The 26042-nt window shown below is 57.1% G+C and carries 28 protein-coding genes; 11 read left to right on the top strand and 17 right to left on the bottom strand.

The features are described from left to right. The first annotated feature begins 202 nt into the window (after window positions 1–202). The 9 genes from JN12_RS19305 (at window position 203) to JN12_RS19265 (ending at window position 11854) form a co-directional block, all read left to right on the top strand. Window positions 203–1129: a c-type cytochrome gene (locus JN12_RS19305; RefSeq protein WP_145025852.1), complete on the top strand. Its 927-nt coding sequence runs from the start codon at window positions 203–205 to the stop codon at window positions 1127–1129. Between the two features lie 55 nt (window positions 1130–1184). Continuing rightward, the gene (locus JN12_RS19300) at window positions 1185–1565 is read left to right on the top strand and encodes a c-type cytochrome (RefSeq protein ID WP_145025850.1); all 381 of its coding nucleotides are present in this window, start codon (window positions 1185–1187) and stop codon (window positions 1563–1565) included. Next, window positions 1562–1978: a twin-arginine translocation pathway signal protein gene (locus tag JN12_RS19295; RefSeq protein WP_145025847.1), complete on the top strand. Its 417-nt coding sequence runs from the start codon at window positions 1562–1564 to the stop codon at window positions 1976–1978. Before JN12_RS19300 ends, JN12_RS19295 begins: the two co-directional genes overlap by 4 nt. A gap of 17 nt (window positions 1979–1995) precedes the next feature. Further along, a complete protein-coding gene (locus JN12_RS19290; RefSeq protein ID WP_145025845.1) occupies window positions 1996–3582 on the top strand; it encodes an FAD-binding oxidoreductase in 1587 nt (528 codons plus the stop codon). 66 nt (window positions 3583–3648) lie between these two features. Next, window positions 3649–5148, top strand: a complete 1500-nt coding sequence (locus JN12_RS19285; RefSeq protein WP_145025843.1) for an FAD-binding oxidoreductase — start codon at window positions 3649–3651, stop codon at window positions 5146–5148. Window positions 5149–5358: 210 nt separating this feature from the next. Continuing rightward, entirely contained in the window at window positions 5359–7026 is a 1668-nt protein-coding gene (locus JN12_RS19280) for an ABC transporter substrate-binding protein (protein WP_145025841.1), read from the top strand. Then, a complete protein-coding gene (locus tag JN12_RS19275) occupies window positions 7004–8812 on the top strand; it encodes an ATP-binding protein (protein WP_145025839.1) in 1809 nt (602 codons plus the stop codon). Before JN12_RS19280 ends, JN12_RS19275 begins: the two co-directional genes overlap by 23 nt. Then, window positions 8812–10188, top strand: coding sequence for a sigma-54-dependent transcriptional regulator (locus tag JN12_RS19270; protein WP_145025837.1), 1377 nt, complete (start codon window positions 8812–8814; stop codon window positions 10186–10188). Before JN12_RS19275 ends, JN12_RS19270 begins: the two co-directional genes overlap by 1 nt. A 400-nt stretch (window positions 10189–10588) precedes the next feature. Next, window positions 10589–11854: an amino acid ABC transporter substrate-binding protein gene (locus JN12_RS19265; RefSeq protein ID WP_342795420.1), complete on the top strand. Its 1266-nt coding sequence runs from the start codon at window positions 10589–10591 to the stop codon at window positions 11852–11854. A 138-nt stretch (window positions 11855–11992) separates the two neighbouring features. Here JN12_RS19265 and arsS read toward each other — a convergent pair whose 3' ends face one another. The 16 genes from arsS to JN12_RS19185 all read right to left on the bottom strand — a co-directional run bounded on the left by arsS (window position 11993) and on the right by JN12_RS19185 (window position 24496). After that, entirely contained in the window at window positions 11993–12952 is a 960-nt protein-coding gene (arsS, locus tag JN12_RS19260) for an arsenosugar biosynthesis radical SAM (seleno)protein ArsS (protein ID WP_145025833.1), read from the bottom strand. A 33-nt stretch (window positions 12953–12985) separates the two neighbouring features. Continuing rightward, entirely contained in the window at window positions 12986–14512 is a 1527-nt protein-coding gene (locus tag JN12_RS19255; protein WP_145025831.1) for a mercuric reductase, read from the bottom strand. Window positions 14513–14532: 20 nt separating this feature from the next. Then, on the bottom strand, window positions 14533–15336 hold the full coding sequence (locus tag JN12_RS19250) for a DUF547 domain-containing protein (RefSeq protein WP_145025829.1): 804 nt from the start codon (window positions 15334–15336) through the stop codon (window positions 14533–14535). A 24-nt stretch (window positions 15337–15360) separates the two neighbouring features. Next, window positions 15361–16074 (bottom strand): TVP38/TMEM64 family protein, encoded by a 714-nt coding sequence (locus tag JN12_RS19245; protein ID WP_145025827.1) that lies wholly within the window; start codon window positions 16072–16074, stop codon window positions 15361–15363. 23 nt (window positions 16075–16097) lie between these two features. Next, window positions 16098–17231 carry an inorganic phosphate transporter gene (locus JN12_RS19240; RefSeq protein ID WP_145025825.1) on the bottom strand — a complete coding sequence of 378 codons (1134 nt, stop codon included), beginning with the start codon at window positions 17229–17231 and terminating at the stop codon, window positions 16098–16100. 22 nt (window positions 17232–17253) lie between these two features. Beyond that, the gene (locus JN12_RS19235) at window positions 17254–18330 is read right to left on the bottom strand and encodes a methyltransferase domain-containing protein (protein WP_145025823.1); all 1077 of its coding nucleotides are present in this window, start codon (window positions 18328–18330) and stop codon (window positions 17254–17256) included. Window positions 18331–18479: 149 nt separating this feature from the next. After that, a complete protein-coding gene (locus tag JN12_RS19230) occupies window positions 18480–18932 on the bottom strand; it encodes an SRPBCC domain-containing protein (protein WP_246125929.1) in 453 nt (150 codons plus the stop codon). Between the two features lie 22 nt (window positions 18933–18954). Further along, window positions 18955–19239: a hypothetical protein gene (locus JN12_RS19225; RefSeq protein ID WP_145025819.1), complete on the bottom strand. Its 285-nt coding sequence runs from the start codon at window positions 19237–19239 to the stop codon at window positions 18955–18957. Window positions 19240–19257: 18 nt separating this feature from the next. Continuing rightward, window positions 19258–19743, bottom strand: a complete 486-nt coding sequence (locus tag JN12_RS19220; RefSeq protein WP_145025817.1) for a glycine/sarcosine/betaine reductase selenoprotein B family protein — start codon at window positions 19741–19743, stop codon at window positions 19258–19260. Between the two features lie 3 nt (window positions 19744–19746). Next, window positions 19747–20175 (bottom strand): hypothetical protein, encoded by a 429-nt coding sequence (locus tag JN12_RS19215; RefSeq protein ID WP_145025815.1) that lies wholly within the window; start codon window positions 20173–20175, stop codon window positions 19747–19749. A 53-nt stretch (window positions 20176–20228) separates the two neighbouring features. Next, entirely contained in the window at window positions 20229–20759 is a 531-nt protein-coding gene (locus JN12_RS19210; RefSeq protein ID WP_145025813.1) for a carboxymuconolactone decarboxylase family protein, read from the bottom strand. A gap of 135 nt (window positions 20760–20894) precedes the next feature. Then, window positions 20895–21524: a flavodoxin family protein gene (locus tag JN12_RS19205; RefSeq protein WP_145025811.1), complete on the bottom strand. Its 630-nt coding sequence runs from the start codon at window positions 21522–21524 to the stop codon at window positions 20895–20897. A 109-nt stretch (window positions 21525–21633) separates the two neighbouring features. Beyond that, window positions 21634–22212: a TetR/AcrR family transcriptional regulator gene (locus JN12_RS19200; protein WP_246125928.1), complete on the bottom strand. Its 579-nt coding sequence runs from the start codon at window positions 22210–22212 to the stop codon at window positions 21634–21636. Between the two features lie 287 nt (window positions 22213–22499). Next, the gene (locus JN12_RS19195; protein WP_145025806.1) at window positions 22500–22706 is read right to left on the bottom strand and encodes a GSU3473 family protein; all 207 of its coding nucleotides are present in this window, start codon (window positions 22704–22706) and stop codon (window positions 22500–22502) included. Window positions 22707–22863: 157 nt separating this feature from the next. Continuing rightward, complete coding sequence (locus tag JN12_RS19190; protein ID WP_145025804.1) at window positions 22864–23520, bottom strand: cysteine hydrolase family protein; 657 nt, start codon at window positions 23518–23520, stop codon at window positions 22864–22866. A 475-nt stretch (window positions 23521–23995) separates the two neighbouring features. Further along, entirely contained in the window at window positions 23996–24496 is a 501-nt protein-coding gene (locus JN12_RS19185) for an iron-containing alcohol dehydrogenase (protein ID WP_145025802.1), read from the bottom strand. 515 nt (window positions 24497–25011) lie between these two features. On the opposite strand from JN12_RS19185, the gene JN12_RS21370 reads away from it, so the two are divergent. Next, window positions 25012–25338, top strand: a complete 327-nt coding sequence (locus JN12_RS21370) for a hypothetical protein (RefSeq protein ID WP_246125927.1) — start codon at window positions 25012–25014, stop codon at window positions 25336–25338. Further along, window positions 25329–25646, top strand: a complete 318-nt coding sequence (locus tag JN12_RS21365) for a hypothetical protein (RefSeq protein WP_246125926.1) — start codon at window positions 25329–25331, stop codon at window positions 25644–25646. Before JN12_RS21370 ends, JN12_RS21365 begins: the two co-directional genes overlap by 10 nt. 45 nt (window positions 25647–25691) lie before the next feature. On the opposite strand, the gene JN12_RS19175 is transcribed toward JN12_RS21365, so the two are convergent. After that, the gene (locus JN12_RS19175) at window positions 25692–25904 is read right to left on the bottom strand and encodes a hypothetical protein (RefSeq protein WP_145025800.1); all 213 of its coding nucleotides are present in this window, start codon (window positions 25902–25904) and stop codon (window positions 25692–25694) included. Between the last annotated feature and the right edge of the window lie 138 nt (window positions 25905–26042).

Below are 26042 nucleotides of genomic sequence, written 5' to 3'. Positions count from 1 at the left end.
CGTCCAAGGTGAACCAGAAACGGACCAAACTCGTTGTCTGAGCACAATGGTGCGAAAGATCGCGCCCGGATTTATGCCAGATTTGGCCGGACTGATTGAGCAAAACCGCAGGCGTAGCAGGGCTACGTCGAGGATTTTGCGATTGAAGACCGGGTAAAGATGGCGTGAAGACGGGATGCGAGGAACTTTGGAGGATACGCAGATGGATAAAGCAGTCTTGCGCAAACTTACCTCACTGTGCGTCATCTGCGGACTGGCCTGTCTCGCCCTCCTGGGCATGACGGTAGTCCGCGACGGGCAGCGGGAATGGAAGCAGTATCAGGAAGAATACCGGGACCTGCTCCTGAAAAAGATCAGCCGCGACAAGAATCCGGCCTTCTTCGACCGGGTGGTGACCATGAAGCCGGAGGTCAGGCAGGTCGTGATCGGTGAGTTCAAGGAGGTCGAACGCTGCCCCACCTGCCACCTGGGGATCGACGACCCCCTCTTTGCCGACGCCAGGCAGCCGTTCCGAGCCCACCCCAATCCGGAACTCCTCAAAAAGCATCCGGTGGAGAAGTACGGCTGCACCATCTGCCATGGCGGCCAGGGGCTGGCCACCACCGTTCACGGGGCCGCCCACAAGACCATCGCCGACTGGCCGGTGCCGATGGTGCAAAAGGGGCTCATGCAGTCCCGCTGCGGGATCTGCCACAAGGATTTCGCCGCCATCGGCGCCGACAAGCTGGTCAAGGGGCGGGAGCTGTTCAAGGAGATGCACTGCGCCGGCTGCCACCAGATCGACAAGCAGGGGGGCGCCGTCGGCCCCGAGCTGAGCGCCTTTGCCGACAAGGACCCCGGCAGCTTCGACTACACCCATATCGAGGGGGGCCACTCCAAGCAGGCCTGGGTCGTGGAGCACTTCAAAAACCCCAAAAAGGTCACCCCCGGCTCGCCCATGCATGTTCCCACGTTGAACGACTATCAGGTCGAGTGCCTCTCAAGCTATGTATTGACCCTGAGCCAGCGGGAATTCACCCGGCAGTATACCGCCAGGGTGAGAGCCGATTTTGTACCTCCGAAGGTGGACATTCTTGTACCTGAAACCGACCTGCCCGGTGCCACAGATGATGAAGCTGTCCGCAAATAAGTGTTCACCGGGCAATCCTATAACTGGAAAGACCTTACCGATGAGGAGTGAGAGTATGAACCGGAAAACCTCGAAAATACTGACAACGGTGCTGGTCTCGGTGGTGCTGTTGAGCTCCGGTGTCCGGGCACAGGAACCACCGAAAATGCCCTACGTTTTTGAAATGAACTGTTTTCTGTGTCACAAAAGCCCTGAACGTACCGGGCCGATCAGCATCTACGACATGAAGTCAAAGAACGGCAACCCACTGCACGAACAGTACATCCGTAATAACGCGCGCTTCGGCCTGAATGCGATGCCGGCGTTCAGGATTTCGGAAGTAACCCCAAAGGGACTGAATGCCATCGTCGCCTATCTGAAGGAGGTGGCTGAGTATCGCAAGATCCACCCCGAGTACAAACCGGTACCGGCGAAGGAAGGAGGGGCAAAGAAATGATGAATGTGGACAGAAGAGCCTTTTTCAAGACATTGTTCTCTGCCGGGGCGGCCCTGGCGGTATCCGGAGCCGGAACTCAGACCCGTCAGGCCGAAGCAGCCATCCAAGGACAGATTACCGGGGTCTGTCTCTACGTCCCCAGCCTGGGCAAGGCGAACGAGTTTGTCGAGATGATGAACCGAAACGCCCCCGGCGCCTGGACAGTGCACTCCCTGACAGGATCGCTGACTGACCGCTACTTCAACACCAGAGATCATTACGAAGAGGCAAAGGGTACCGCCAACACCTTTGTCGGCGTGGTAGACCCGGCCACCTTTGCCATGGTGCACGAGGCGATCGTCGACAGCGGCGGCACGTTCCACTACATCACCTATGAGGACCGGAGCAGGATAACGTTTTCCGCACGGCTGTAATCGAGGAGGTTTTGACTATGAGTAATTTCATTGCTCTTCCCAAGGGAGTTACCGAAGAAGTTTTTGCCAAGGCAATCAAGGAATACCGGGCAGTTCTGGGCGAGGAACGGGTCCGTACCGATCCGGCATCACTGCAGTCCTATACGAAGATCATGTATCCCGAGAAAGAGGAATTGCACAAGCCGTCCGCGGCGATGTATCCGCGAACGGTGAAAGAGATCCAGGCCATTGTTGGCATAGCCAACAAGTACAAGACGCCGCTCTGGACAATAAGCACCGGCAAGAACTTTGGCTACGGTTCCGCTGCTCCGGCTACCCTGGGGCAGATCGTCCTCGACCTGAGATCAATGAACAAGATCATCCATGTGGACGAAGAGCTGGGGTACTGCCTGGTGGAACCGGGGGTGACCTATTACGATATCCAGAAGTACATCAAGCGTCACAACATGAACCTGTGGATCTCTGTGCCATCCCCGTCGGCGATAGTCGGCCCCGTGGGCAACTCCCTCGACCGGGGAGCCGGTTACACCCCGTACGGTGACCACTTCCTCTTCTCCTGCGGCATGGAAGTGGTTTTGGCCAATGGTGATGTTGTTCGCACCGGAATGGGGGGAGTCCCCAACTCCACCAGCTGGCAGGCCACTAAATGGGGGTATGGGCCATATGTGGACGGCATCTTCACCCAGTCCAACTACGGCATCGTCACCAAGATGGGTTTCTGGCTGATGAAAGCCCCACCACCGGGAGGCTATGTACCCTTTCTGATGAAGTTTCCCAAGGTTGAGATGCTTCCCGAGATCATCAAGACCATCATGCCGTTACGCATGAGTCAGATCATCCCCAATTGCTGCGTCGTGGTGAATTCCCTTCTGGAGGCAGCCTGCTACTGCAACTATGACGAAAACGGCAAGCCGACCAGCCGCGATTCCTATTACAAGGGGAAGGGGATCCTGCCCCCCCAGGTCATCCAGCAGATCATGGACAAGTGCCACATCGGCGCATGGAACTTCTATGCCGCCCTGTACGGATCGCCGGATCAGGTGGCCCTGGCCTGGAAGTATGTGTCCGGCTCGTTCAAGGCCAAGTTCGGCAATCAGGTGGAAATCATCACCGAAAAGGAAGCCAAGGACGATATAAATTTCGAGTTTCGTCGTCAGATGATGATGGGCGGCAGTTCACTTCAGGAGTTCACCTACTACAACTGGCGTGGGGGCGGCGGATCCATATGGTTTGCGCCAGTAGCGGCGGCCAGGCCTTCTGAAAGTTACAAGCAGGTAAAGATCGCCACTGAAGTCCTCAACAAGCACGGCTTCGACTACCTTGCCGAGTATATTATCGGCTGGCGCGAGATGCATCACATCATGGATCTGCTCTACGACCGCAATCACCCGGAAGAGATGGAACGGGCCTACAAGTGCTATGACGAACTGTTAAAGGTTTTCGCCAAGCATGGTTATGGGATATACCGCACCAACCCCGCCTTCATGGAAAAAGCGGCAGATACCTTCGGCCCTGAAATGCGGAAGATCCACCACACCCTGAAAAAGGAACTGGACCCGAACAATATTCTGGCGCCGGGCAAATCAGGAATCAACCTGGCCTGACAGACGGCACGCCGTTGGCGGAACAGGTTTAATAATCTTGCGAGAAATTGTCCAGGAGGCATGAAGATGAGTCGATATATCGCACTTCCCAAGGGAGTCACGGAAGAAACGTTTACCAAAGCCATCCAGGAGTACCGGGCGATTCTCGGTGAAGACCGGGTTCGCATCGATCCTTCTTCCCTGCAGCCCTATATGAGGGTGACTGTTGCCGTGAGTGAGCATCTGCACCGGCCATCGGCAGTCATGTACCCCAAGACGGTCAAGGAACTTCAGTCCATAGTCGGCATAGCCAACAAGTACAAGACCCCGCTCTGGACGATATGCAACGGAGAAAACGAGGGGTATGGTTCGTCTGCCCCGGTTACGATTGGTCAGATCGTGCTCGACCTGAAGGGAATGAACAAGATCATTGAGGTCGATCAGGAACTCGGCTACTGCCTGCTGGAACCGGGCGTGACCTACAGCGACCTGGATCAGTACCTCAAGAAGAACAAGATCAATCTCTGGCTGGATGTCCCTTCGTCATCGGCCAATGTCAGCATCGTCGGCAATACCCTCGAACGTGGCTGCGGCTACACGCCTTACAGTGAGCACTTTCTGTTTTCCTGCGGGATGGAGGTGGTCCTGGCAGACGGGACCCCCCTGCGCACCGGCATGGGGGGGATCCCCAACTCCACCAGCTGGCAGGTCTTCAAGTGGGGGTACGGGCCTTACGTCGACGGTCTCTTCTCCCAGGGGAACAACGGGATCGTCACCAAGCTCGGCATATGGCTCATGCCTCCCCCTCCTCCGGGCGGTTACCTGCCATTTTGCATCAAATTCCCCAAGGTGGAGATGTTGGGTGGCATTTTGAAACCGTTGATGTTGCTGCGTCAGACCAACATCGTCCCCAATGCCTGTGCCCTGACCAGCTCTGCCTGGGAGTCGGCCAGCGCGAACGGCAGAAAGGCCGGCAACGCAGCCTGGAACCTGTACGGCGCCGTCTATGGATCTCCTGAGCAGGTAGCACTCAACTGGTCGTATGTCTCCGGTGCCTTCAAAGGCGCGTTTGGCAGTCAGATCCAGGTAATAACCGAGAAAGAGGCCAAGAACGATCCGGTCTTTCAGTATCGCAAGCAGTTGATGATGGGAGGGGTCGCCACCCAGGAAACCGGCCTTGACAAACTGCGTGCCCGCGGAGGCTACATGCGCTTCTCGCCCACGACGGCGGCCCGGCCCGGGGAGTGCGACCGGCAGGTGAAGATTGCCAGCCAGATCCTCCGTAAATACGGGTTTGAATACATAGCCGAGTTGATCGTCGGCTGGCGCGATGTACGGCACAACATCGACATCTTCTTCGACCGTTCCAGGCCTGATGCCATGAAGAAGGCCTACAACTGCTATGACGAACTGTTAAGCTCCTTTGGCAGAAACGGTTGGGGTATCAACCGCACCAATATTGCCTTCATGGACAAGACGGCCGATCTCTACGGGCCATCCATGCGACGACTGAACCGCTCCATTAAAAGGGCGCTCGACCCCAACAATATACTCTCTCCCGGCAAATCAGGCATCAGCCTGGGATAATCAAAAAACGCCATCGGCGTGTGCCCGGTTCCGGCGGTACCCGCTTGTGTCAGTTTTCCGATTCAGACCGGTAAAGTGAGCGTTCTTGACACCAAATATTTCACCATGATAGGGTCAGCGCGAGGATTGATGAGGTCTTGATCCCGAAATAACCGCAATTTGAAGGAATGAATTACCACGGGACACCAGATCAAACTACAGGTAGTCAACATGCCAGCCCACCCTACCCCGCTGACAGCGGATGCCGCGCCGTCCCCCCCCGTTCAGTGGCTCCACCGGACTAAGCTGACGATCATTCTGCGCCTGACAATCCTCTTTATCCTGTTCCTGACAACTCCCGCCACGGGGAGCCTGCGGGTCATAGATTCCTCAAGTGAACCGACCACCCTGCACCCCCATCGGTCGTTTGATCAGTATTCCGACGTCATCATCAATCAGATCTACGAAGGTCTGATCGATTACGACTCCAATGGCCGGCTGGTGCCGCGCCTGGCCGTACGCTGGCAGGAGTTGTCCCCGACCAGATACCGATTCTGGTTGCGCAAAGGTGTGCGCTTCCATAACGGGGAGCCGTTCGATGCGCGGGCGGTCCAATTCAGTGTGGATCGCCAGATTCATCGAAAACCTCCGGCTGCCAATGCGATGATGCTTGACCCGGAGCTTCGCGTTGAGATCGTGGACAGCTATACGGTGGATCTCGTGACCCGCCGCCCTGACGCACGCCTGCCGTCAACCCTGCCAATGTTCCTGATGATCGTCCCCCCCAAATACCTCTCGAAAGTCGGCGATGACGGTCTGGAGCGCCAGCCCGTTGGTACAGGCCCTTACTGCTTTGCCGGCCGAACGCCGGGTCACTCGATTCGGCTGTCGGCGAACAGGGATTACTGGGAGCCGGGACTCCCCCGCATCAACGATGTGACCTTTCTTTTTGTGCCGCGAAATCAGCAGGTCGATGCCCTCATGCAGGGTCGGGCCGATCTGGTGACGAAGCTCAGGGGAACGGACTCGCTGACGGTCATGTCGGGTCCCAATACCCGCGTTACGAAGCGACAGGAAGCCGTCGCGTTCTGGGTCTCGTTAAAGAACTATGATAGTCCGTTCTCCGACCGTCGGGTGCGCCAAGCGGTCAATTATGCGGTAAACAGGGCACATCTCATAGAATACGTGGACAAGGGGAGTTCCGCCAGCCTGTCCACCCCTCCCAGTTCCGTAGAGAACGGCTATAACGCGGCACTCAAACCGTACCCGTTTGACTTGGAACGAGCCCGCCGACTTCTGGCAGAGGCAGGTTACCCGCTCGGTTTCAAGGTCCGGGTACTCGCGTCCGAGGATACGGCGGATTTGGTGCGCGCCATACAATCACAGCTGAAGATGGTGGGCTTGGAGATGGATCTGACCATCGTGCCGTGGCAGAGATTCCTGCGCCTGGCCATGGAGGATAAGACCAAGTCGCGCAGACCCGGACGGAAATGGGACATGACTGCCTGGATAACGTCGAATCCGACCCTGAACGCCTTCTTTATGCCCACGGCCCTCTTCTACTCGCAATCGCCCTATTCCATAATGTACGATCCGGCATTCGACCAGCAGCTTCTTTCCTACGTGCGGGAGGCGAGCCCGAAGTTGCGCCGTGAGAAGTTGAACGACCTCCAGACCAGGGCATTCAACGAGGCATATGGGATTTACGTTGCCCAGCGGGTGCAGATTTATGGACTCCACTGGGATTTAAGCATCGAGAATCATCCGACCGGGATGTTGACGGGTCGGACATTGGCAGAAGCATATTGGAATGAGCAGCCGGGATCCCTGTGGGATGAACGTTCCCAGCCGGTAAAAAGAACTGTCCGAGGCCGTAATGCGACTGGGAATCACAAATAAACTGATCGTCATGATCCTCCCCCTGGTTGTGCTGCCGGTACTCGTTACGGGGCTGATGGCCTATAACGTAACCAACGGGATAGTTACCGACCTGCTCAGTCAAGGGCAAAAGAATCTTGCCCGGGAAATTGCGGAAAAGACCAATCAGGACTTTAAGACCGCCAGAGCGGACATCAGCATGCTCTCCGCCCTACCTGCGCTCAAGGATTACCATTACAACAAATTTTACGGCCTGGAGTCGGAAGCGGAGCTATCGAAGAAAGCGATAGAGCAGTTTTTTCGGGATCTGGCGCGCAAGACCAACCTGTACCTGAGGATAGCCTATATCGATCAGGATGGTGCGGAAGTCGCGACAATTACCCGCGATGATATGGTCATCAACGCGCCGCTCATGGAGAGCAGGCAAGCACCCGCCAAGCAGGATCTCACGATTTCCCGCGTCATGACCCTGGGAACGTCGGGGCAACGTATCGTGCGCCTCAGCTATCAGCTGTTCGACGTCTGGACCCGGCCGGCGGGAACCGTTATTCTGGAACTGGACATGAATGAGCTCGCCCGGCGGTTCCTGTCCCGCCGGGTTGGACAAAACGGGTATCCGTTCATGCTGGATCAGACGGGTCGGGCGGTGTTTCACCCAGAAGCCAGTTTCATCGACAAGGACCCCGACAAGCTTTCCGCACCCTCGCTGGAAGAGCTCACCAGGAAGATGCTCAAGAATCGCGAGGGAACTGCCTATTACGATTATCATGGGCCAAAGGTAGCAACGTTCACGACCGTCGAGGATAACGGTTGGGTGGTGGCGGTTACCCTGCCGGTGGGAGAGTTCAAGGCAAGATTGACGGCGATCAAGGATCGAGTGTTCATCATAGTCCTCATCTCTGCCTCGCTGGCCATCGGTGCGGGAATCGTTTATTCCTGGCGGTTCGTCCATCCGATCAGGCAGCTCGCCCAGGCAGCTACCGCCATCTCCCGGGGGCAATTGCCGGCAACGGTGGTGCCGGAATCCAACGATGAACTCGGGGCACTTACCCAATCGTTCAACCAGATGGCAAAGAACCTCCAAAACATCCAGGATGAACTGGTCAAATCCGAGAAACTCGTTTCCCTTGGCAGGGTGGCTGCCGGCGTTGCCCATGAGATTCGCACGCCGCTTAACGCCATCAATATGGCCTCGCAGTATCTGCGCCGCAAGTCGGTCAATGATCCCGAACTCGTTGAATCGGTCGAGCTCATCATCGAGGAAATATCCCATTTGAATAATTTTGTGAGCGATTTTCTGCGCTATGCGCAAAAGCCGTCGCCGACGTTGACGCCGATGAACATGAACGAACTCGTCGACGACGTTCTGAGAACACATGCCACTCTTGCCCGGGAGAAGAAGGTGCAGATCGAACTGAATCTCGACGAATCCCTGCCCGACATCCCCGTGGATGCCTTCCAGATCGAACGTGCCCTGGTAAATCTGGTGGTGAATGCATGCGATGCGATGCCCGGAGGGGGAACCCTCGCGGTCGCCACCTCGTTGCTGTCGTCGGAAACCGGGGAGAGGATGGTGGCAATTCGAGTGGCCGATACCGGCGAGGGGATCAGCGCCGAGGATCTGCAGCGCGTCTTCGATCCGTTCTACAGCACCAAAGAACAGGGTACTGGCATGGGGCTTGCTTTAACCCTGAGCACCATCGAGAGCCATGGCGGCACCATTCGCATTGAGTCCACACCCGGATCGGGAACAACCATGACCGTGCTGCTCCCCTGCAACCAGGTCGCACCTAAGGAGGAAGATTGATGGCCGGTAAAAGAGTACTTGTGGTGGATGACAGCGCCGGCAGCTTGAGGGCGCTGCGTCAGGTGCTGGGTGCCGAGGGTTACGAAGTGGTCACGGCCTCACTCGCCCAGGAGGCCATCCGCCTGTTCGAAGCCGGTCCGGCGTTCGACGCTGTCCTCGCCGACCTGAAAATGCCCGGCATGGACGGCCTGCAGCTGTATCGCCATCTGGTGTCCGTGGATCCCATGGTCCAATTCATCATCATGACGGCCCACGGCACCATCGAGTCCAGCGTTGAAGCGATGAAGGAAGGGGTTTACGACTACCTGGTCAAACCCTTGAACACGGACGAGCTTTTGCTCATCCTGGGCAAAGCCATCCGCGAGCGTCAGCAGAGGGCCGAACTGACGGCACTGCGGGCGGAAGTTGCCGGGCGGTACGGTTTCCACAACATCGTGGGGCAGAGTCTGGCCCTGCGCAAAGTATTCGACATGGTCAAGGCCGTAGCACCCACCGACGCCACGGTACTGATTACCGGGGAAACGGGCACAGGCAAAGAGTTGTTTGCCAAAGCCATCCACTTCAACAGCCCGCGCGGTCAGGCCGCCCTTGTTTCCATCAACTGCGCGGCACTGTCCGAATCACTTCTGGAGGCGGAACTGTTCGGCCATGTCAAAGGTGCCTTCACGGGTGCGACCACCAGCCGTATCGGTCGTCTCGAAGCCGCCGACCAGGGCACGCTGTTCCTCGACGAGATCGGCCATATGAGTCTGGCTTTGCAGGCCAAGCTGTTGCGCTTCCTGCAGGAGCGCACATTCGAACCGGTTGGTTCGAGCACTACACGAACCGTCAACACCCGCATCATTGCCGCAACCAACCGGGAAATGGAGGGGGAGGTCCGATCACAGCGTTTTCTGCCGGACCTCTATTACCGCCTTCAAGTGATCCAGTTAACCATCCCACCACTGCGGGAGCGCAAGGAGGACATTCCGCTGCTCGCGGCACACTTCATCGAGGCGGCAGCTGCCGAGCATGGACGGCCCGTGCGGGAAATGAGCAACGAAGTCATTGAGGCACTTAAAGCCTACTCGTGGCCGGGCAATGTCCGCGAGCTGAAAAACATGATTGATCGGCTGACGATCCTGGGACAAGGACAAAAAATCACCGTACATGAACTACCGCCCCATATGATCGAACAGTTATCTCCCGACCAGGAACCGTCGGGCGAGTTTCTCAAGGAGTTACCACCGGGAGGGGTCACGCTTCAGGAGGTGCAGAGAGAGTTGCTGGCCAAGACACTTCAGCTGTACGACGGCAACCGCACCTTTGCCGCCAAGGCCTTGGGCATTTCACGAAAGTCGCTTTGGGAACGCATTGAGCGCTTCGGGCTGTCATGACCGATGGGTATTTTCGTAACAGAATGCGCATTCCGGTGTCACCATCAGCTACAGGAACGTTCAGCCCGCCCCAAAAGGATCATAACTATTTAACATTATTAAGTTGTTAGTTATCCTCCTCATGATCGATTACCCCCTTTATGGGCTCCCCTCACGTAACCCCATAGGGATGTTACGACTGTAAACCGCTTGTATCGCTATTCCCTTCTCGCAATCCACGACACATTTCCAGCCAGCGTTCCGTAACGTAACACCCCAGCCCCCCTTGCCGCCCCACACAACATAACAGACTGTTATCATATAGCATTTTCCATGGCACATAATTAGCAATAGTTCGACAGGTGAGGTGTCACGTCTGACGAATAAAACTGTTGGTCAGCGTAGGGCAGACAGGAAAATCATGCCGCTATATTTGTGCTCCGAAAAGTTGAATGCGGACTGCTTGCATAGGATTCTATGGCAATGCTGTTTGGGGATTGTGATCACAGCCATGGTGGCAGGTCTTCTCGGTGACCGTTCCGCTCAAGCCGCGACCAGAAGCGAAATCGTCATAGGGACCCAACTCCCCTTGACCGGCGCACTGTCCGGACCAGGCAGGGAACAGAAATGGGCCTACGAGGAAGCGGTCAAGGACGTCAACGCCAAAGGTGGCATTTTTGTAAAGGAATACGGGAGGAAACTGCCGGTCAGGCTCGTAATCGAGGATGACGAATCTGATGCGGGCAAGACTGCGAAGGCAGTGGAGCGGCTGATAAAGAGTCACAACGTGGACTTGCTCCTGAGTGGTTTTTCAGGGAGTAGCAGCGTGATCCCCGCATGTGTTGCGGCAGAAAAATATAAAAAATACTGTCACGCATCGATCTCCTGGCTGGCACCATGGCTGAAGCATAAGTTCCAGTGGTCCACGCTGTTTTTCTTCGACCTTGAACAAGGGGTCGCAGTCCCTTTCCAGCTATGGAACAGCATGCCCAAGGATAAGCACCCCAAGAAACCGGCACTCTTTATTGAAGACACCGCAGATGGACACGTCTTCGCCGATCGGTTCCAGTCCGTCGCCCAAAAGTACGGCTATGACGGAGCACTGCTAGGAACTCTACCCGCTGGGTCCAGGGATTACTCCACCCAGATACAGAAAGCAAAGGCCATGGGTGTGGACGCGATCCTCATTTTTGCTTCGGATACGGATTGCATGACGTTTGTTCGTCAGATGAAAAAGAACAACTTCAGTGTCGGCTACCTTCACGGCTGGAAGGGTACATGGTCAGGGAATTTCTCGAAGGAGTTGGGGAAAGATGCCCAGTATGTCCTCTGCGACGGCTTCTGGTCCATGGAGTTCCCTCTTCCGGGAGCGCGTGAACTGGGAGAACGATATCAGAAGCGCTTTGGCGAAACGTCTGTTTCAGTCGGGTCCGCCTATGCCTTGGCCCAAATCCTGTGGCAGGCGATAGAAAAGGCCGGGACCCTTGACGGGAAAAAAGTGCGTAATGCCGTGCTTACCAGTCGGTTTGAAACCTTGATGGGGCCGGTAAAATATCAAACCAATGGCGTCGCCACCTTTGTGAGTACGGCTAACCAGTGGATCGACGGAAAGCAGAGACTGGTCTATCCGTTCAAATGGGCAAAAGCGGCAGTAAAGTTGGCTCCCCCATGGGAAGAGCGGAGATAGCCCATCCTGTTTCCATGGAGTTGGGAAAGGACTTCGGGAAGATTATGAAACGCTGACCTATATGGGCTCACCAGTCGGTAGCAACTTCGCGGTGAATCTTGCTCCATGATTGGCGCCCGGACTCCGATTCGAGGAAAACTATAACGCCAAGGCCCCGGCACAACTGGAACCCTCGCCAGCTGTGCAACAATAGCAATGCTGGGAAAGATGAATTTCCCTACCCACCATGGCGGCCTCATCCAGGTCATCGATCGTCATTGGTGATCCATCGTCCCTGGCCACATGCATGCCAATTGCCTGGTTGAAATCGCAGTTGTAAATCCCTCCCTGCCAGTCGACGCTTATGAGAGTCCGGCACATGATGCCTCCTGCGGCAGCAGGATTGAAACGGATGGCGAGGAGATTCATATACCGTTCGTAACTGCCCTGCGCCTCAAGGTAATCCCTAAACCGACCGACAGGGGCATTGGTTATGGTGAAAAGGTTATTGAATACGATGCCGTGCCTTGAGAACAATTCGGTCTTGTAGGCGCCCTGCAGTTCCTCCTGGGAGCCGGGAAGATAATGCCCTCCGGGATTGTAGACAAGGTTCAACTCCAGCGTTTTACCGTAGCCGAGGCTATTTAACTCCTTCAACACCGCGATGCTTTTCGCATACACCCCTTTCCCGCGCTGCCGATCCACGTTCTCTTCCTGGTAGCAGGGGAGCGAGGCGGTGATGGTCAATCCGTGTCTGCTGCAATACTCCGGCAGCCACTCCATTCCCGGTTCCGCCATGATGGCGAGGTTACTCCGCACGATCCGGGGGGCGGCCAGCCCATCGGTTCTCTCGATGAGAAACCGGAAGTCCGGATTCATCTCGGGGCAACCGCCGGTTATATCGAGGGTGAGCCCTTGGTGCCGGGAAAGGAACCGGGCGATTTTCTCCATAACCCCCGTTCCCATGACCTTCGTACCCCTGGCCGAGGCGCTCACGTGGCAGTGGGTGCAGTTCAGGTTGCAGAGGTTGCCGAGATTGATCTGCAGTGTCTTGAGGGTGTCAAATGCTATGTAGAGGGGGTTTACCTCTTTCAACCGTTCCGCGAAAGCAGCTACCATATGGGTGTCCTGACTCCTTTTCGTTAGTTCCGACTACGACCTTTGCCACCCCAGCCATGCACCAAGGACCTTCTTTACAAAGGGGGTGAGCCTGGTGCGATTGTAGGCGTCGGCCAGTTTTTTGATTGCCTCGGCCTGGGTCGGGTAGGGGTGGATGGTCCGGCCTATGGCGGAAAGCCCCACCCCCGCTGTCATGGCCAGGGAAAGTTCGTTGATCATCTCGCCGGCGTGGCGGGCGACGATGGTCGCCCCGAGTATCCTGTCAGTCCCCTTTTTGAGATGCACCCTGGCAAAGCCTTCGGCCTCCCCGTCCAGAAGCGCCCGGTCCACATCGGCAAGGGGTACGGTGAGGGTGGTCACCTCGATCCCCCTGCCCGCGGCATCCTTCTCGTACATACCCACATGGGCTACCTCCGGATCGGTATAGGTGCACCAGGGGACGACAAGGGCCGATGACTTCTGTCTCCCCATGAACAGGGCGTTGGCGATGAGGATGCGGGCCAGGGCGTCGGCGGTGTGGGTGAACTTGTAGGGGAAGCAGATGTCGCCGGCGGCAAAGACCCGCGGATTGGAGGTCCTGAGCCGTTCATCGACCTTTACCCCCTGCTTCGGATCGTAGGCCACCCCGGCGGCCTCCAGATCCAGCCCCTCCACGTTGGGGGCGCGGCCGATGCCGACCAGTATCTCGTCAACGACAAGCTCAAGTGAGCTTCCATCCTGCTCCACGCGGATAATTCGCTCACTGCCGTTGCGCGTTACCCCGACAATCCTTGCCTGAAGGCAGAGTTCCACCCCATCCCGGATCATGGCCTGCTGGACGACCTCGGCGGCATCCGCGTCTTCCCGTGAGAGGAGATGTCCCACGTACTCGATGACGGTGACCTTGCTCCCGAGCCGGGCAAAGGTCTGGGCCAGCTCGCAGCCGATGGGCCCGCCGCCGATGACCGCGAGCCGCGGAGGAAGGGAGGTCAGCGAGAAGACCGTTTCGTTAGTCAGGTACCCCGCTTCCTCGATCCCCGGAATCGGTGGTGCCGCTGCCCTCGCCCCGCTGCAGAGGGCGGCCCTTTTGAAACGGAGCCTCTTCCCCTCCACCTCGATGGCGTCCGGTCCCGTGAACCTCCCGGTACCGAAGAAGAGATCGACCCCCAGCTCGTCCCGGAAGCGCCGCGCCGAGTCATGGGGGCTGATCTCGCTCCGGATCCGCCGCATCCGTTTCATGACGTCGGCAAAATCAATGGAAAGCTGCTCCCCTCCCATTATTCCGAATTCCCGGGCGGTCCGGACATCAAAGATGGCCCGGGCGGCGCGGATGATCCCCTTGGAGGGGACGCAGCCGTAGTTGAGGCAGTCACCCCCCAGGAGATGGCGTTCGATGAGGGCAACCTTTGCCCCGAGCCCGGCCGCGCCGGCGGCGGTAACCAGCCCCGCGGTCCCGGCGCCGATTACGACCAGGTTGTAGCAGTCGGCCGGTTCCGGGTTTATCCACCCGGAAGGGTGAACGTCATTGACCAGGGACTGGTTGTAATCATTTTCCGGGAGGATCAACGGGCCTTTACTCATAAATTTCTCCTGTTCCGGCCTCACCGGACGTTAGTGCTGTCATTGCCCTTCCAGTCGTAATCCAGGTAATCCACCCCGAAGGCGGTTCCTCGTATCAACTCCTTCTCTGCAGGTTTCAGGTAGGGAAGGATAAAGTTGAGCGCCCCGTTGCCGAGCGCATCGAAGTGTTTCCTGTCGAACTTGAAAATCTGCGAGAGATAGACCATGTTCCTCGCCCGATCAATCCGCATTCCCTTTTTCGGGTTTGCGAGAAGCCTCCGCCCCTGTTCTTCGAGCTGCGTGAAGAGGACAGCGGGCCGGTACGGCTCCGGCCGCAGGTCGGCACAGCTCACCGAGGCACAGTTGATGCCGAAATGGATGCGGAGGTCCTTGAAGGTGTCGAGCAGGATATCGTTTTCAATCTCTCCGAGGGAATAGTCCTTCCCACCGACGGCAATCGCCTTCCGGTCCCAGGGGAGCCCGAGCCAGTTTATCTTCCTGCTCCTGATACTGTCCACCGGGTAGTGATCGACGATGGTCTTCATGGCGGCTATGTTGTAGACATTCACCCAGAAGGCGATCTTCTCTTCCCGGCTTTTCAGGAGAGCCGGATCAAAGGCGGCAAGCCCCCTGAGGAGGAGACCGTATTCCGAATCGGGATGTTTCGCCTCCCGGGCGAGGGCGGCATAATCTACGGCATTGACCGCGATACCATCAATCTTCACTCCCGCTCTCACGTGCCTCTTCAGGAGCGCCTCGTAATGGGTGTAGTCGAAATCGCTTCCCGGGGCCGTTGCCGGTATGAGGAGCAGCAGGCACAGCAATAAATGCGTCACGCTTTTCACGACGTTCTCCTGTCGTTCAGATTGTCAGCTCCTTTTTTCCAAGGCCGTCCTGGCGATCCGCGTCACGTAGACCGTTACCGTCACGGTGGCAATCAGGCCAACGATATAGAGCGCCCACTCGGCAGGGGTCCTGGTCCTTCCCCCGCTCCCGAGCCTTGCAAGGTCTCCTGCCAGGGAGCCGATGTAAACGTACATGACGGTGCCGGGGAACATGCCGATCCACGAGGCGAAGAAGTAGTGGCGGAGCGAGACTCTGGTAAGCCCGAACGCATAGTTGAGCAGGTTAAAGGGAAAGACCGGCGAGAGCCGCGTGAGCCCCACTATCTTCCATCCCTCTCGCGCGACTGCCTCGTCAATGGCCTTGAACTTCCGGTTCCCTTCGATCTTCCCCGCCACCCAGTCTCTGGCCAGGTACCTCCCCACCAGGAAGGCACAGGTAGCCCCCAGGGTCGCGGCTATCGAGACGATGACCGACCCCTTGACCACGCCGAAGACGACCCCCGCCCCCAGGGTCAGAATGGCGCCGGGAATGAAGAGGACGCTGGCAAGAATGTAGATGGCGATGAAGATCACCGGCCCCCACATGCCAAGGCCTGCGATCCGGGCAAGAACGTCCCTCAGGAGTTCCTGAACGTGAAAATATTTGCCGGCCGCCAGCAGAAGAACGACTGCGGCGACTGCCAGGACCACTTTGAGTGCGGGTCTCGTCGCACCATTGGAGAGCGCACTTTCGTTCATGGTATCCTCCCCCGTTGGTCTGTTTAACCGATCATCCTGCGCAGCAGGAGGAAAATGACGGCGCCAAGCAGCGCCGCCACCGGCAGCGTCGTCACCCAGGCGGCAAGGATGCCGGCGATGGTCTGCCAGCGGGCCTGCCTGGTTACGGTGCCGATCCCGAACAGCGAGCCGCACGAGACGTGGGTGGTTGAGACCGGGAGCCCGAGCTTCGAGGCGAAGATGACCAGGAAGCCGGTGACCAGATTGGCAGTAAGACCCTGGCCGGCGTTCATGGCCGTCACCCGGTGGGCCATGGTTTCGGCCGTCTTCCTCGCGTTCAGAAGCCCGCCAACAGCCATGAAGAGCGCGACGCCGGTTATGGCAGCGGCCGGGGAAATCGCACTTCCCACGAGGAGGATCGCGGCGATCTTCGGCGTGTCGTTCAGGCCGCGGGCGAAGCTCACGATGCCGCCGCTCAGGTAATGGAGGCCATCCAGGACAGTGCTCGCGTTGACCCCGAGGAGTTGACCATTATATCTCTCCTGGCATGAAGTCCGGTTCCCCACGGCCATCGTCGGAAACGTCCGGACAGCGGTCATTGCCAGGGCATCTCCCGGTGTCGCCCCGACAGGGACGGCATCTGCGGTTTCGCACCCGACGCAGACGCAGCTCTCCCGCGAAATCTTCAGACGCACCCTGGCGAAATGAAACAGCGGATACACGACCATGGCCAGAACAATCGCCAGGAGCGGGCTGACGAGGAGCGGTGCAAAGAAGCTCGTGCCGAGCTTGGCGTAATTGACTCCTGAGGAGGAGGCCAGAAGCCCTGCCCCCACCAGCGCACCGGTAAGCGCATGGGTCGTGGAGATCGGGAAGCCGAACCGCGTTGCCAGCATGACCGTGGCCGCGGCCGCGAAGACCACCGCCATCTGGAAGCTCTTCATGGTGGTCACCGCATCCGGCACGAGCCCCTTGCCGCTGAAGGCGGCGAGAAGCCCCCGGGCAAACAGGAGCGCCAGGAGGGAGCCTGCCGCGGTGGTCACGGTCCCCCACAGGAGTGCCCGCCGATAATCGGTGGTGCCGCTCCCGAACAGGGTCGCCACCCCCTTGAAGTTGTCGTTAGCCCCGTTGGCGTAGGCGAGGAACAGGGCGATGCAGACTGCGAAGATCAACGTCATGGTGTGTCCTCTCTTTCGGGTCTCAGCAGCAGGCCCCGCCGCTGCACGGGTCTCCACCGGCCTCCTTGGCCGCGGCAGGGGCGCAGGCGAATGGACCGAAGTGATGGGTACGATCACCGGTCACCCGGAAGTGTCGGGCAAAGCGGGTTTCGCCGACCATGGCGGCGGTGTTGCCGCAGACCAGCATCGGCTTGCCGGCGATGAAGAGATGGTGGTCGTCGAGTGGGAAGCGGTGCGGCATCCCGGCGATGGTACCCAGGTACGTGGCCGTCTGGCCGTAGTCCTCGCAGATGTCCTCAAGTCCCGGCAGCTTGAAGGCGCGCACGGTCATGGAGTAGAAGTCGATCATCCCCGCCTGTGCCTCGACCTCCGGGTTGTCGAGGGAGATCCGCCTCTTGGAGACGACCCGGTAATCCGGGCAGCCGAGCCTCGCCAGGAGCCTGCGGAAGTCCTCGATGTAAAGCGCACCGCTCAGGCACTCGCCGTAGAGGAGAGGGTCGTTTCGCAACCGTTCGGGAATCCGCCTCCCCGAGAAGACGTCGGAGAAATAGAGCTCCCCTCCCGGCTTGAGGACGCGGAAGATCTCGGCAAAGACCCGCTCCTTGTCCGGGGAGAGGTTGACCACACAGTTGGAGATCACCACGTCGACCGAATTGTCGGCAATCCCCAAGGACGCAAGGTCCTCGATGTACCCCTGCCGGAAGTCGACGTTGGGCCGTGCGAAGCCGAACCTCTTCGTCTGGGAGGTCCGGTGGCGACGAGCCACCTCCAATTGCTCGTCGGTCATGTCGACGCCGATGACAAAGCCGTCCTCACCCACCAGGCGCGAGGCAAGGTAGACGTCGCGGCCGGTGCCGCAGCCGAGGTCAAGCACCGTGCACCCTTCGATGGCGGGCGGGATCGGGGAGCCGCAGCCGTAAAACCGGTCGAGTATCTCTCCGTCGATCTCTGCCAGAATCCGGCGGTGATGCTCGGGTACCGCATCGATGGAGCAGCAGGCGCTCGTCTTGAGATCCTTTGTCCCGGTAAGGATCTTTCCGTAATACTCCTTAACCTTTTCCAATGCGGTTGCGTCATTTTTCAGGGCAAATTTCTCCATGCTCTCCCTTTCTCAAGAACTTCATTAAATGGTACCTGATAAGAAACAGGATGCAATCCTCGTGGCTGGCCGGATTGGGCCAGCCACTTGTTCAATATACTTACTGTCAATTGTTGTTTGCCCCTTGTCTATCCAGCCCTTGATGAGTTTCAACATTTGAGACACTGGATGGAACCCTTTTCGCCCCATCTCTTCAAGGCCGCACTCATCGCTTCGCATCCCTGCCTGACCGCCGCTCCCAGTCCGAAGGCGAACAACGGCGCGAACACCCCTCTGAAGCTCGACCGCTGGGTTATACGCAGCCGATCAGCGCCCAATGGCTCAAGTTTGAAGCTGTACTCCCAGCCGAAGAGACAGGGGAACCGGAAGCGGTGCCGCCAGTTAAGCTCCGTCGGAGGAATGATGGCACGAATCGTAGGTGTTATGGTGAACGGCTCGATTCCGGGAAGTTTCACGGTCAGCCTGAGGCGGGCTCCGGTGTTCAACTCTCCCTCAGCGTTGACGAAAAGCGGATTCCATTGAGGGTACAATCCGACATCCGTCAGAAGTTCCCAGATGCGCTCAACCGGCGCTGTTATCTCGATTTCATCGTGGATTTCCATCACCGGCGCATTTCCTTTCCGTTCAGTGTGCTTCTTTACGGAGCTGCCGCTCGCGCAGGTCGTCCTTCCAGACATAGGGAAGATCTATGATCGTTCCGGCGGGAAGTCCCTGCGCGGCATAGCGGAGGCAGTCTCTCAGCACCGCCTCGTGGGTTGCCGCGTCCCCGACATCACCCAGGGTAAGACCGAAAGGATGCTGGATATACAGCGCCCTGGAAGGCTTGACAAGTGCGGTCGTCTCTCTCACCAGGGAGAGCGAAATAGTGGCAATCCCCATGATGTCCAACACCCGCTGGATCAGTCCCACGGACTGAGAGCAGACCGGTCACGACGGGACGAGGATGGCGAGATCCACGCCATCCTCCATGAGAAGCCGGCCGACCTGTGGCGCGCTTCTCCAGATGAGACGCTCGGGGCGCGGCACAAACCCCATGAAGGAGAAGTGGCGCGGGGCCGCCTCGCCAATCACACGTTGGGCAGCGAGCTTGTTCAGCAACTGGTAAGGAAAAACCGTATCCAGGTCCTCCTTGGCCCGACGGGTGTCGTAGCCGGGGTGAGCAAGGGCTATTTCTCCCGGATCGGTTCCGTTAGGAATGACGCGGAAGGTGTCGTCACCCAGCCGGTTTTTCGTGTCGAACCGCTCCTGGCTTGCGGGGATACACGCCCCCGAGGTGGTGACCAGGGCCACCCGGCACTGGGAGACCGGTTTTGCCAGCCGGTTCGGCTCGGTCGGCTCCTCAAACGACACCCAGCTAAAATCGGGGAGTACTTTCCCCCTGATGAAGTCCCCTTCAATGTCGAGAAAACTCATTTGTCACTCCTTTCCGGAGACAACGCCTCCTGTGCATGTAACGCATAACGTATCCAGGTCCCGGAGGGAGTAAAGGGCGAAGCAGGCCGCCAGCATTGGCCATGCCGCATAAAACAGCAGGTTGGCGCCCTCGAACGGTGTCAGATACTGCTTGAATGACGAGACGGTCGAGATTGCGTGGAGCAGGAGCACTGCGCCATAGGTAAACTTCTTGCGGAAGCCGGCCAGAAAACCGGCGAGAATCAGCAGTTCAATGGCGCCAATAGCATACGCAGCGCTATAGCCAAGCCCCTTGATGAAATAAAAGCTCTCGTACACTTTGGCCGTGTGTCCCGGGCGTACGAACTTATCGAGGGTCCAAAACAGCATAACCACAAACACGCTCAGCCGCAGCAGCAACAACACCGGAGGTAGCCGGTTGTCTGGTTTCATGTTTTCACTCCGTTATCATTTTTCAGTGAATCAGAAGCTCCTAAAAGAAGCTCCTAAAAATCGATATCCACTTGCAGTGAATCGAGGAACTTGTTGAAGGCGGTAAAAAGCTCCATCACACCGAGCGCTTCCACGATCTCGGCATCCGTGGCGCCTGCACTGTGCAGGGGGTCGAATTCGGTATCCCCAACCCTGAGTGGCGCGGAGTTCGCCTTTCGGGCAAAACCGATGAGCGCCTTTTCCTTGGCGCTGAAGTCGGCCCTTTCGATGTCCTGTTCAATACGGGCAATCTCCTCATCGGAGATACCGATGGCCTTCAATGCCCCGGTATGGGCTGCCACGCAGTAAGCGCAGCCGTTATCCCTCGAGACCAGCACCGCGATGGTCTGCTTCACCTTGGGGCTCAGAACCCCCTCCATCATGACCGCTTTGACCTTGTTCCAGTTGGCCTTCAGCAGGGGAAGGTGGTTGGCGTAGGTCTTGAAGAGGTTCGGCACCATACCGAACGCCCCCTCGATCTCCTTGAAAATCGCCTCCGTCTCCCCTGAAACCGCCTTTACTTCCACCGTGGTTATGCGTGCCATCTGCTTTCTCCTTTTTCCCTTGAATTTCCCCGCAATGGCGGGAGTTGTAAACGACGAGCCTTCCAGCTCTTTGAAATATACGCTTCCACCGCTCAGACAAACCCGGAGATCTTTCCCTGTTCGGTGCTTCTCCGTTCACCGCATCAGCAGACGGTTGCCGAGTTCTCGACCAAGTGCCCGGGCTTGGGCGATTTTTTCCTGCTGTTTGGCAAGATCAGGGGTAATAGCCTTCGTAATTTTCGTCCCCGGGCCGAACGTCATATGAATCGAGCCCGCCCGACAGGTTTCGCCATGGCCGCATGTGAAGCAGCTTGCCGGGCCGACCGCGGTCACTGCGCCGATACATTCGATCTTGTTGTACGTAAAAAAATTTTCGATATCCCTGACTGGCAAATCAGGCGTCCTGCCCGCAACTCCCACCGCTACCCCGAGTTTGCCGGCTATCTCATCTCCCTCCCGATGACGGAACTGGTAAAAACGTTCCCAAAAACAGTGGGAAAGACTGTTGAGCATACCGTAGTAGTTGGGCGCGCCGATGACCAGGGCATCCGCTGCGACAATCTTCTGTCGAAGCTCTGACATATCATCCTTGATTTTACAGACATTGTCCTTGACACAGCCAAGGCAGCCGAGGCATGACCCGATTCGTTTTCCGCTCAGAGAGATGAACTCCGTATCGCCCTCGACTCCGTTCAGAACTTCCTGAACCAGGATGTCGGTCGTCTGCCCCTGACGCGGGCTGCCTGAAATACCAAGTACTTTCATTCCCATGACTCCTTTACTTGTCGGTTATGGTTTGAGTGCTCGTCCTATGACCTTGACAGATTATGGACCGACCATTTGGTTTATTTTACATCCAAAAAAAATGCTGTGTTCAGCGTTGCAGCAGAACGCGTACCGCGGTGAGTGCGTCGCGAAGCGGCTTCTCGTCCTTTTTCAGCCGGGCCAGCATGATCCCTCCCTCAATGGCAGCCACCATGTGCCCCGCCAGAACGTCGGCGGAAAGGTCGCTGGCTACCTCTCCCGAATCCTGGGCCGCCGCGACGACCGTCCGTAGCCGCTCCACCCACTCCTCGAACACCTTTTCGATGAACCCGGCAAAACCGCTCTCCGCATCCCCCATCTCCAAAGCGGTGTTGCCGAAAATGCAGCCGCCTACAAACCCGCTCTTCTTGTGGGTTCTCATGACCTTATTGAGAAAGTTGTCCAGCTTTTCCCCAGGAGTAGCGCCGGACAGGGACATATCGAGAAATGTCAGAAAACCGTCCCGCGCCTTCTCCAGAATGGCCAACCCCAGGGCCTCCTTGCCGGAAAAATGGAAGTAGAGGCTCCCCTTCTTCAACCCGGTTGCTCCCAGCAAGTCATTAATGCTGGTGGCCCCGAACCCTTTGCGGTTGATGAGTTCGGCTGCTGTTTCCAAGATTTTTTCCCTTGTCGCTTCACCCTTTGACATAATCTTCCACCTTTAATAAACCGACCATTTGGTCAACAATATATCTATAATTGATGCCCTGTCAAGGGCAAATCAAATCTCAGGAGAATCGGAGCAAACGAGGACTTTTTGCAACTGCCGAATCTGGATTTATTCGGTGCGGACCAGTTCGTCACTGGAAACAACCTCGATCCGTTGCGCCGGTATTCGGCTATTGATAGAACAGCTGCGCTTCAATGACCGGATCGGTCACCTCCTGCGGCAACAGGATGAAGCGCAGCCGTGGTGAATGCCCGACGCCATGCGGTTCAGCAATTGGAATTGACATCCCCCCGGCGTTCCGGGCCCCGATATCTCCTTCCACCGGCACCACGGGTCGGATCGACTCCGATCTTCACCCAGTCATCATACTGACGTTGAAAACTAACGACCTTGTTCAACCGGATCAACTCCTGCAACTCGTCTTCTCTCACAACCCCGCGGCGTTGGTCGGAATAGACTACTGGAATCTTCATGTTGTCCTCCCCGTACGTATTGAACGAATTGGATTGTTAGCATAGCTTAACAAAACTACCATCGATTACAAGGGAGGCCTGCTGTGATTTTTCTGCAAAAATTCGCAGGTGCTGCCAGGATACTCCGGCAGCAACATGGCAGTAAAGCTGGCGTACTTCAACTCCCGCCACGCAGCAGTTCGTCGCTGGTGATGACGCAGATCCCCCTGCGCCGGTAGCGCTCCAGCACGTCGGTCATAGCCTTTCGCGACATGACCGCGTCCCGGACCACCGTGACCCGGTAGCCGCGCTGCAGGGCGCCGAGGGCGGTGTAATACACGCAGTAGGCCGCATCCACCCCGACCAGGAACAGTTCGTTAACCTGCCGGTCGATCAGCAGCTGTTCAAAATTCCGGTTCGAAAAGGCATCGGTCCGGTTCTTCGCGAAATCGTTCCCGTTGATGATCTTGATCCTGCGGTCGATGATCACCCTCCCCCACCGTCTGCCGCCATGCAGCCGGACAAACAGGTTGTTGCCGAAGACCTGGCGGATGTAGGCCACCTCCATGCCTGTCCCGGCTGCGCGGTCGATGAGCCGGTTCACCGTGGAGAGCATCCCATTGGGTGGCGGTTCGGTAACCGGTTGCCTGGCGGCCGTTCCCGCGTACCCCTCCTGGATATCAAGGATAACCAACGCCTTGCGCGGGTTCGGGTAGTCGGCGATCCTTTTCCCCCGCGTCGACATGAACATGCTGCGGTACATCGTCAGCGCCCCCACCAGGAAGAACGCCGCGATCACGGCAGCCAGCACGAGGATAACGGACAGTACGGACATCAATCGGTCTCCTCGTTTTCCAGGACCCGTCTCAAGCAGTTATGCCATTGCCACCGTGGTATCGCCGGTCGCCCCGCTCATCCCGCGCCGGCATGGTGAGCACCCTGCAGTTCAGCGGTCTCGGATCGTCGACGTCATTCCTTGATGAAATCATAGGCGCCTACACCTTGAATCAACAGGTACTCGGATCTGTCGTGATGGCTGTTGGTCACCCGATGGATCCGGGGCGGCGCAATTTCGGAGGGAAGAATAGGGGTCAACTTTCCATTATCCACTAAAGATTGAATTCATCGTAAAAATGGAATATGGAGAGTTGACCCTTTTATGAGAATAGGGGTCAACTTTCCATTATCCACTAAAGATTGAATTCATCGTAAAAATGGAATATGGAGAGTTGCCCCTTTTATTCTCCTTTTTGACCCCACCGACTTCTCCAAATGTCCGAAAGTCTAACCTGACCCCACCGACTTCCCCTTTATAGTGAAAAGAGCATCATGTCGAAGCTTCTCCCAAGAGGAAGCGGCTTTAACTCCATAAAATGATCCAAGGAGTTCATTTCGTTGGTTGCCAGTTCATCCAGCTGCATGCCGTATTTTGATTCAAATTTCTGTATCCAGACTCCAATTTCCCTGAGAGCGGTTACAAGGTCCTTGCTTGAAATGTTATTTCTTACTTTCAACACGTCACGGATTCGTGTGTCAAAAGCTGGAGATTCCCCCCAGTTGAACATAAGAATCACTTTCGTCAAGAAACAGAGACTATCAGAACTTGAATGCCATTTCCTAAGGGTTGTACGGATGTTATCAAAAGTGACTTCAATTTCTCTCAGCTGTTCCTGATTCGCATTCGGCAAATCTCGAAGTCTCACTTTGTTCAGTAAATCGACTTTATTCCAAAAGGATTCGATGTTTCCCTTTGAAATTCTTCCACTTTTAATCTCGTCTGAAATATGAGCACATTGACCATTCCTATTCATGCCCCATCCACTACCGCGAACCGTCTCCAGCAACTCTAACAGTCGAATGTCAGGTTGTGCAGTCCGCGTTGTCTCGAAATATCTATCATATTGGTAAAGCCAAGGGCCAGGTAGAAGGCAATATTGTCGTATTGAATTCTGTGCAGAATCCAATGTCAGCGTATTTAGCCGCCTAAAGTCACAAACACTCATTCGTTTCATTCCTCTTTATAGGTGATCTATCCAAACGTAACATTTTGCCTGTGCACATGAGAAAAAATTACCATAGCATTTTGCACTTGAACAGGTTTAAGCGACTATTGACCTTCGATAAGCAATCATGCCCGATCCGCATCGGCTTTAGCGCTCGGCAAGCTTCTCACCCCTGCCCTCACTGCCCCAATATAGCTCCTGAATAGATATGGTCCCTTGTAGTTCCCCGACAACTCCCCGTTGACACGGTTTCCGGATAAATGACGTATTATGTCACAGCCCCATGCTACCCTTCGCCAAACTGCCGGAGGGGAACAACAGCCGTGGCTACCGACCTGATGGACAAACTGAAGATACTCGCCGATGGCGCGAAATACGATGTCTCCTGCGCCTCCAGCGGCAGCTTTCGCCGCAACAAGGACGGCATCGGCAATGCCGCGTCCTGCGGCATCTGTCACTCCTGGACCAGCGACGGCCGCTGCGTCTCCCTCCTCAAACTCCTGATGACCAACAGCTGCATTTACGACTGCGCCTACTGCGTCAACCGCCGCAGCAACGATACCCGGCGGGTGCTGCTGACCCCGGCGGCCGCTGCCTGGGTGCTCCCCTGGGTAGCCTTGGCAGCAACGATACCCGGCGGGTGCTGCTGACCCCGGCGGAGGTGGCGGAACTGACCATCGGCTTCTACCGCCGTAACTACATCGAGGGGCTCTTCCTCAGTACCGGCGTGGTCCGCTCCCCCGACTACACCATGGAGATGCTGATCGAGGCGGTACGGACACTGCGCGAACAGTACCGCTTCAACGGCTACATCCACCTGAAACTGGTCCCGGGTGCCGACCCGCTCCTGGTGCAGAGAGCCGGCCTCCTTGCCGACCGGGTGAGCGTCAATCTGGAGCTGCCGACCCGGGAAGGACTTGCCCTCTTGGCGCCGGACAAAAGCCGAGTAAAAGAATAGTAAAAGAATAGGGGTCAACTCTCCATTATCCACTAAAGATTGAATTCATCGTAAAAATGGAATATGGAGAGTTGACCCTTTTATTCTCCCCCCCTCCTGGATATCAAGGATAACCAGCGCCTTGCGCGGGTTCGGGTAGTCGGCGATCCTTTTCCCCCGCGTCGACATGAACATGCTGCGGTACATCGTCAGCACCCCCACCAGGAAGAACGCCGCGATCACGGCAGCCAGCACAAGGATAATGGACAGTACGGACATCAATCGGTCTCCTCATTTTCCAGGACCAGTTTCAAGCCGTTACGCCATTGCCACCGTGGTATCGCCGGTCGCCCCGCTCATCCCGCGCCGGCATGGTGAGCACCCTGCAGTTCAGCGGTCTCGGATCGTCGACGTCAT

The sequence above is a fragment of the Geobacter argillaceus genome, assembly GCF_007830735.1.
Classification (GTDB): domain Bacteria; phylum Desulfobacterota; class Desulfuromonadia; order Geobacterales; family DSM-12255; genus Geomobilibacter; species Geomobilibacter argillaceus.
Note: the sequence above shows the minus strand (reverse complement) of the source record. Positions and strands in the feature narration are given on the sequence as shown.

Excerpts from the sequence above, each read along its gene's own strand:
- JN12_RS19270 (WP_145025837.1), top strand. The coding sequence starts at position 8,812 with ATGGCCGGTAAAAGAGTACTTGTGGTGGATGACAGCGCCGGCAGCTTG.
- JN12_RS19230 (WP_246125929.1), bottom strand. The coding sequence starts at position 18,932 with ATGGAAATCCACGATGAAATCGAGATAACAGCGCCGGTTGAGCGCATC.
- JN12_RS19200 (WP_246125928.1), bottom strand. The coding sequence starts at position 22,212 with ATGTCAAAGGGTGAAGCGACAAGGGAAAAAATCTTGGAAACAGCAGCC.
- JN12_RS19285 (WP_145025843.1), top strand. The coding sequence starts at position 3,649 with ATGAGTCGATATATCGCACTTCCCAAGGGAGTCACGGAAGAAACGTTT.
- JN12_RS19275 (WP_145025839.1), top strand. The coding sequence starts at position 7,004 with ATGCGACTGGGAATCACAAATAAACTGATCGTCATGATCCTCCCCCTG.
- JN12_RS19175 (WP_145025800.1), bottom strand. The coding sequence starts at position 25,904 with ATGTCCGTACTGTCCATTATCCTTGTGCTGGCTGCCGTGATCGCGGCG.
- JN12_RS19240 (WP_145025825.1), bottom strand. The coding sequence starts at position 17,231 with ATGACGTTGATCTTCGCAGTCTGCATCGCCCTGTTCCTCGCCTACGCC.
- JN12_RS19185 (WP_145025802.1), bottom strand. The coding sequence starts at position 24,496 with ATGAATAGGAATGGTCAATGTGCTCATATTTCAGACGAGATTAAAAGT.
- JN12_RS19235 (WP_145025823.1), bottom strand. The coding sequence starts at position 18,330 with ATGGAGAAATTTGCCCTGAAAAATGACGCAACCGCATTGGAAAAGGTT.
- arsS (WP_145025833.1), bottom strand. The coding sequence starts at position 12,952 with ATGGTAGCTGCTTTCGCGGAACGGTTGAAAGAGGTAAACCCCCTCTAC.
- JN12_RS19265 (WP_342795420.1), top strand. The coding sequence starts at position 10,589 with ATGCCGCTATATTTGTGCTCCGAAAAGTTGAATGCGGACTGCTTGCAT.
- JN12_RS19295 (WP_145025847.1), top strand. The coding sequence starts at position 1,562 with ATGATGAATGTGGACAGAAGAGCCTTTTTCAAGACATTGTTCTCTGCC.
- JN12_RS19290 (WP_145025845.1), top strand. The coding sequence starts at position 1,996 with ATGAGTAATTTCATTGCTCTTCCCAAGGGAGTTACCGAAGAAGTTTTT.
- JN12_RS19305 (WP_145025852.1), top strand. The coding sequence starts at position 203 with ATGGATAAAGCAGTCTTGCGCAAACTTACCTCACTGTGCGTCATCTGC.
- JN12_RS19300 (WP_145025850.1), top strand. The coding sequence starts at position 1,185 with ATGAACCGGAAAACCTCGAAAATACTGACAACGGTGCTGGTCTCGGTG.
- JN12_RS19245 (WP_145025827.1), bottom strand. The coding sequence starts at position 16,074 with ATGAACGAAAGTGCGCTCTCCAATGGTGCGACGAGACCCGCACTCAAA.
- JN12_RS19205 (WP_145025811.1), bottom strand. The coding sequence starts at position 21,524 with ATGAAAGTACTTGGTATTTCAGGCAGCCCGCGTCAGGGGCAGACGACC.
- JN12_RS19190 (WP_145025804.1), bottom strand. The coding sequence starts at position 23,520 with ATGTCCGTACTGTCCGTTATCCTCGTGCTGGCTGCCGTGATCGCGGCG.
- JN12_RS19210 (WP_145025813.1), bottom strand. The coding sequence starts at position 20,759 with ATGGCACGCATAACCACGGTGGAAGTAAAGGCGGTTTCAGGGGAGACG.
- JN12_RS19220 (WP_145025817.1), bottom strand. The coding sequence starts at position 19,743 with ATGAGTTTTCTCGACATTGAAGGGGACTTCATCAGGGGGAAAGTACTC.
- JN12_RS19255 (WP_145025831.1), bottom strand. The coding sequence starts at position 14,512 with ATGAGTAAAGGCCCGTTGATCCTCCCGGAAAATGATTACAACCAGTCC.
- JN12_RS19280 (WP_145025841.1), top strand. The coding sequence starts at position 5,359 with ATGCCAGCCCACCCTACCCCGCTGACAGCGGATGCCGCGCCGTCCCCC.
- JN12_RS19215 (WP_145025815.1), bottom strand. The coding sequence starts at position 20,175 with ATGAAACCAGACAACCGGCTACCTCCGGTGTTGTTGCTGCTGCGGCTG.
- JN12_RS19195 (WP_145025806.1), bottom strand. The coding sequence starts at position 22,706 with ATGAAGATTCCAGTAGTCTATTCCGACCAACGCCGCGGGGTTGTGAGA.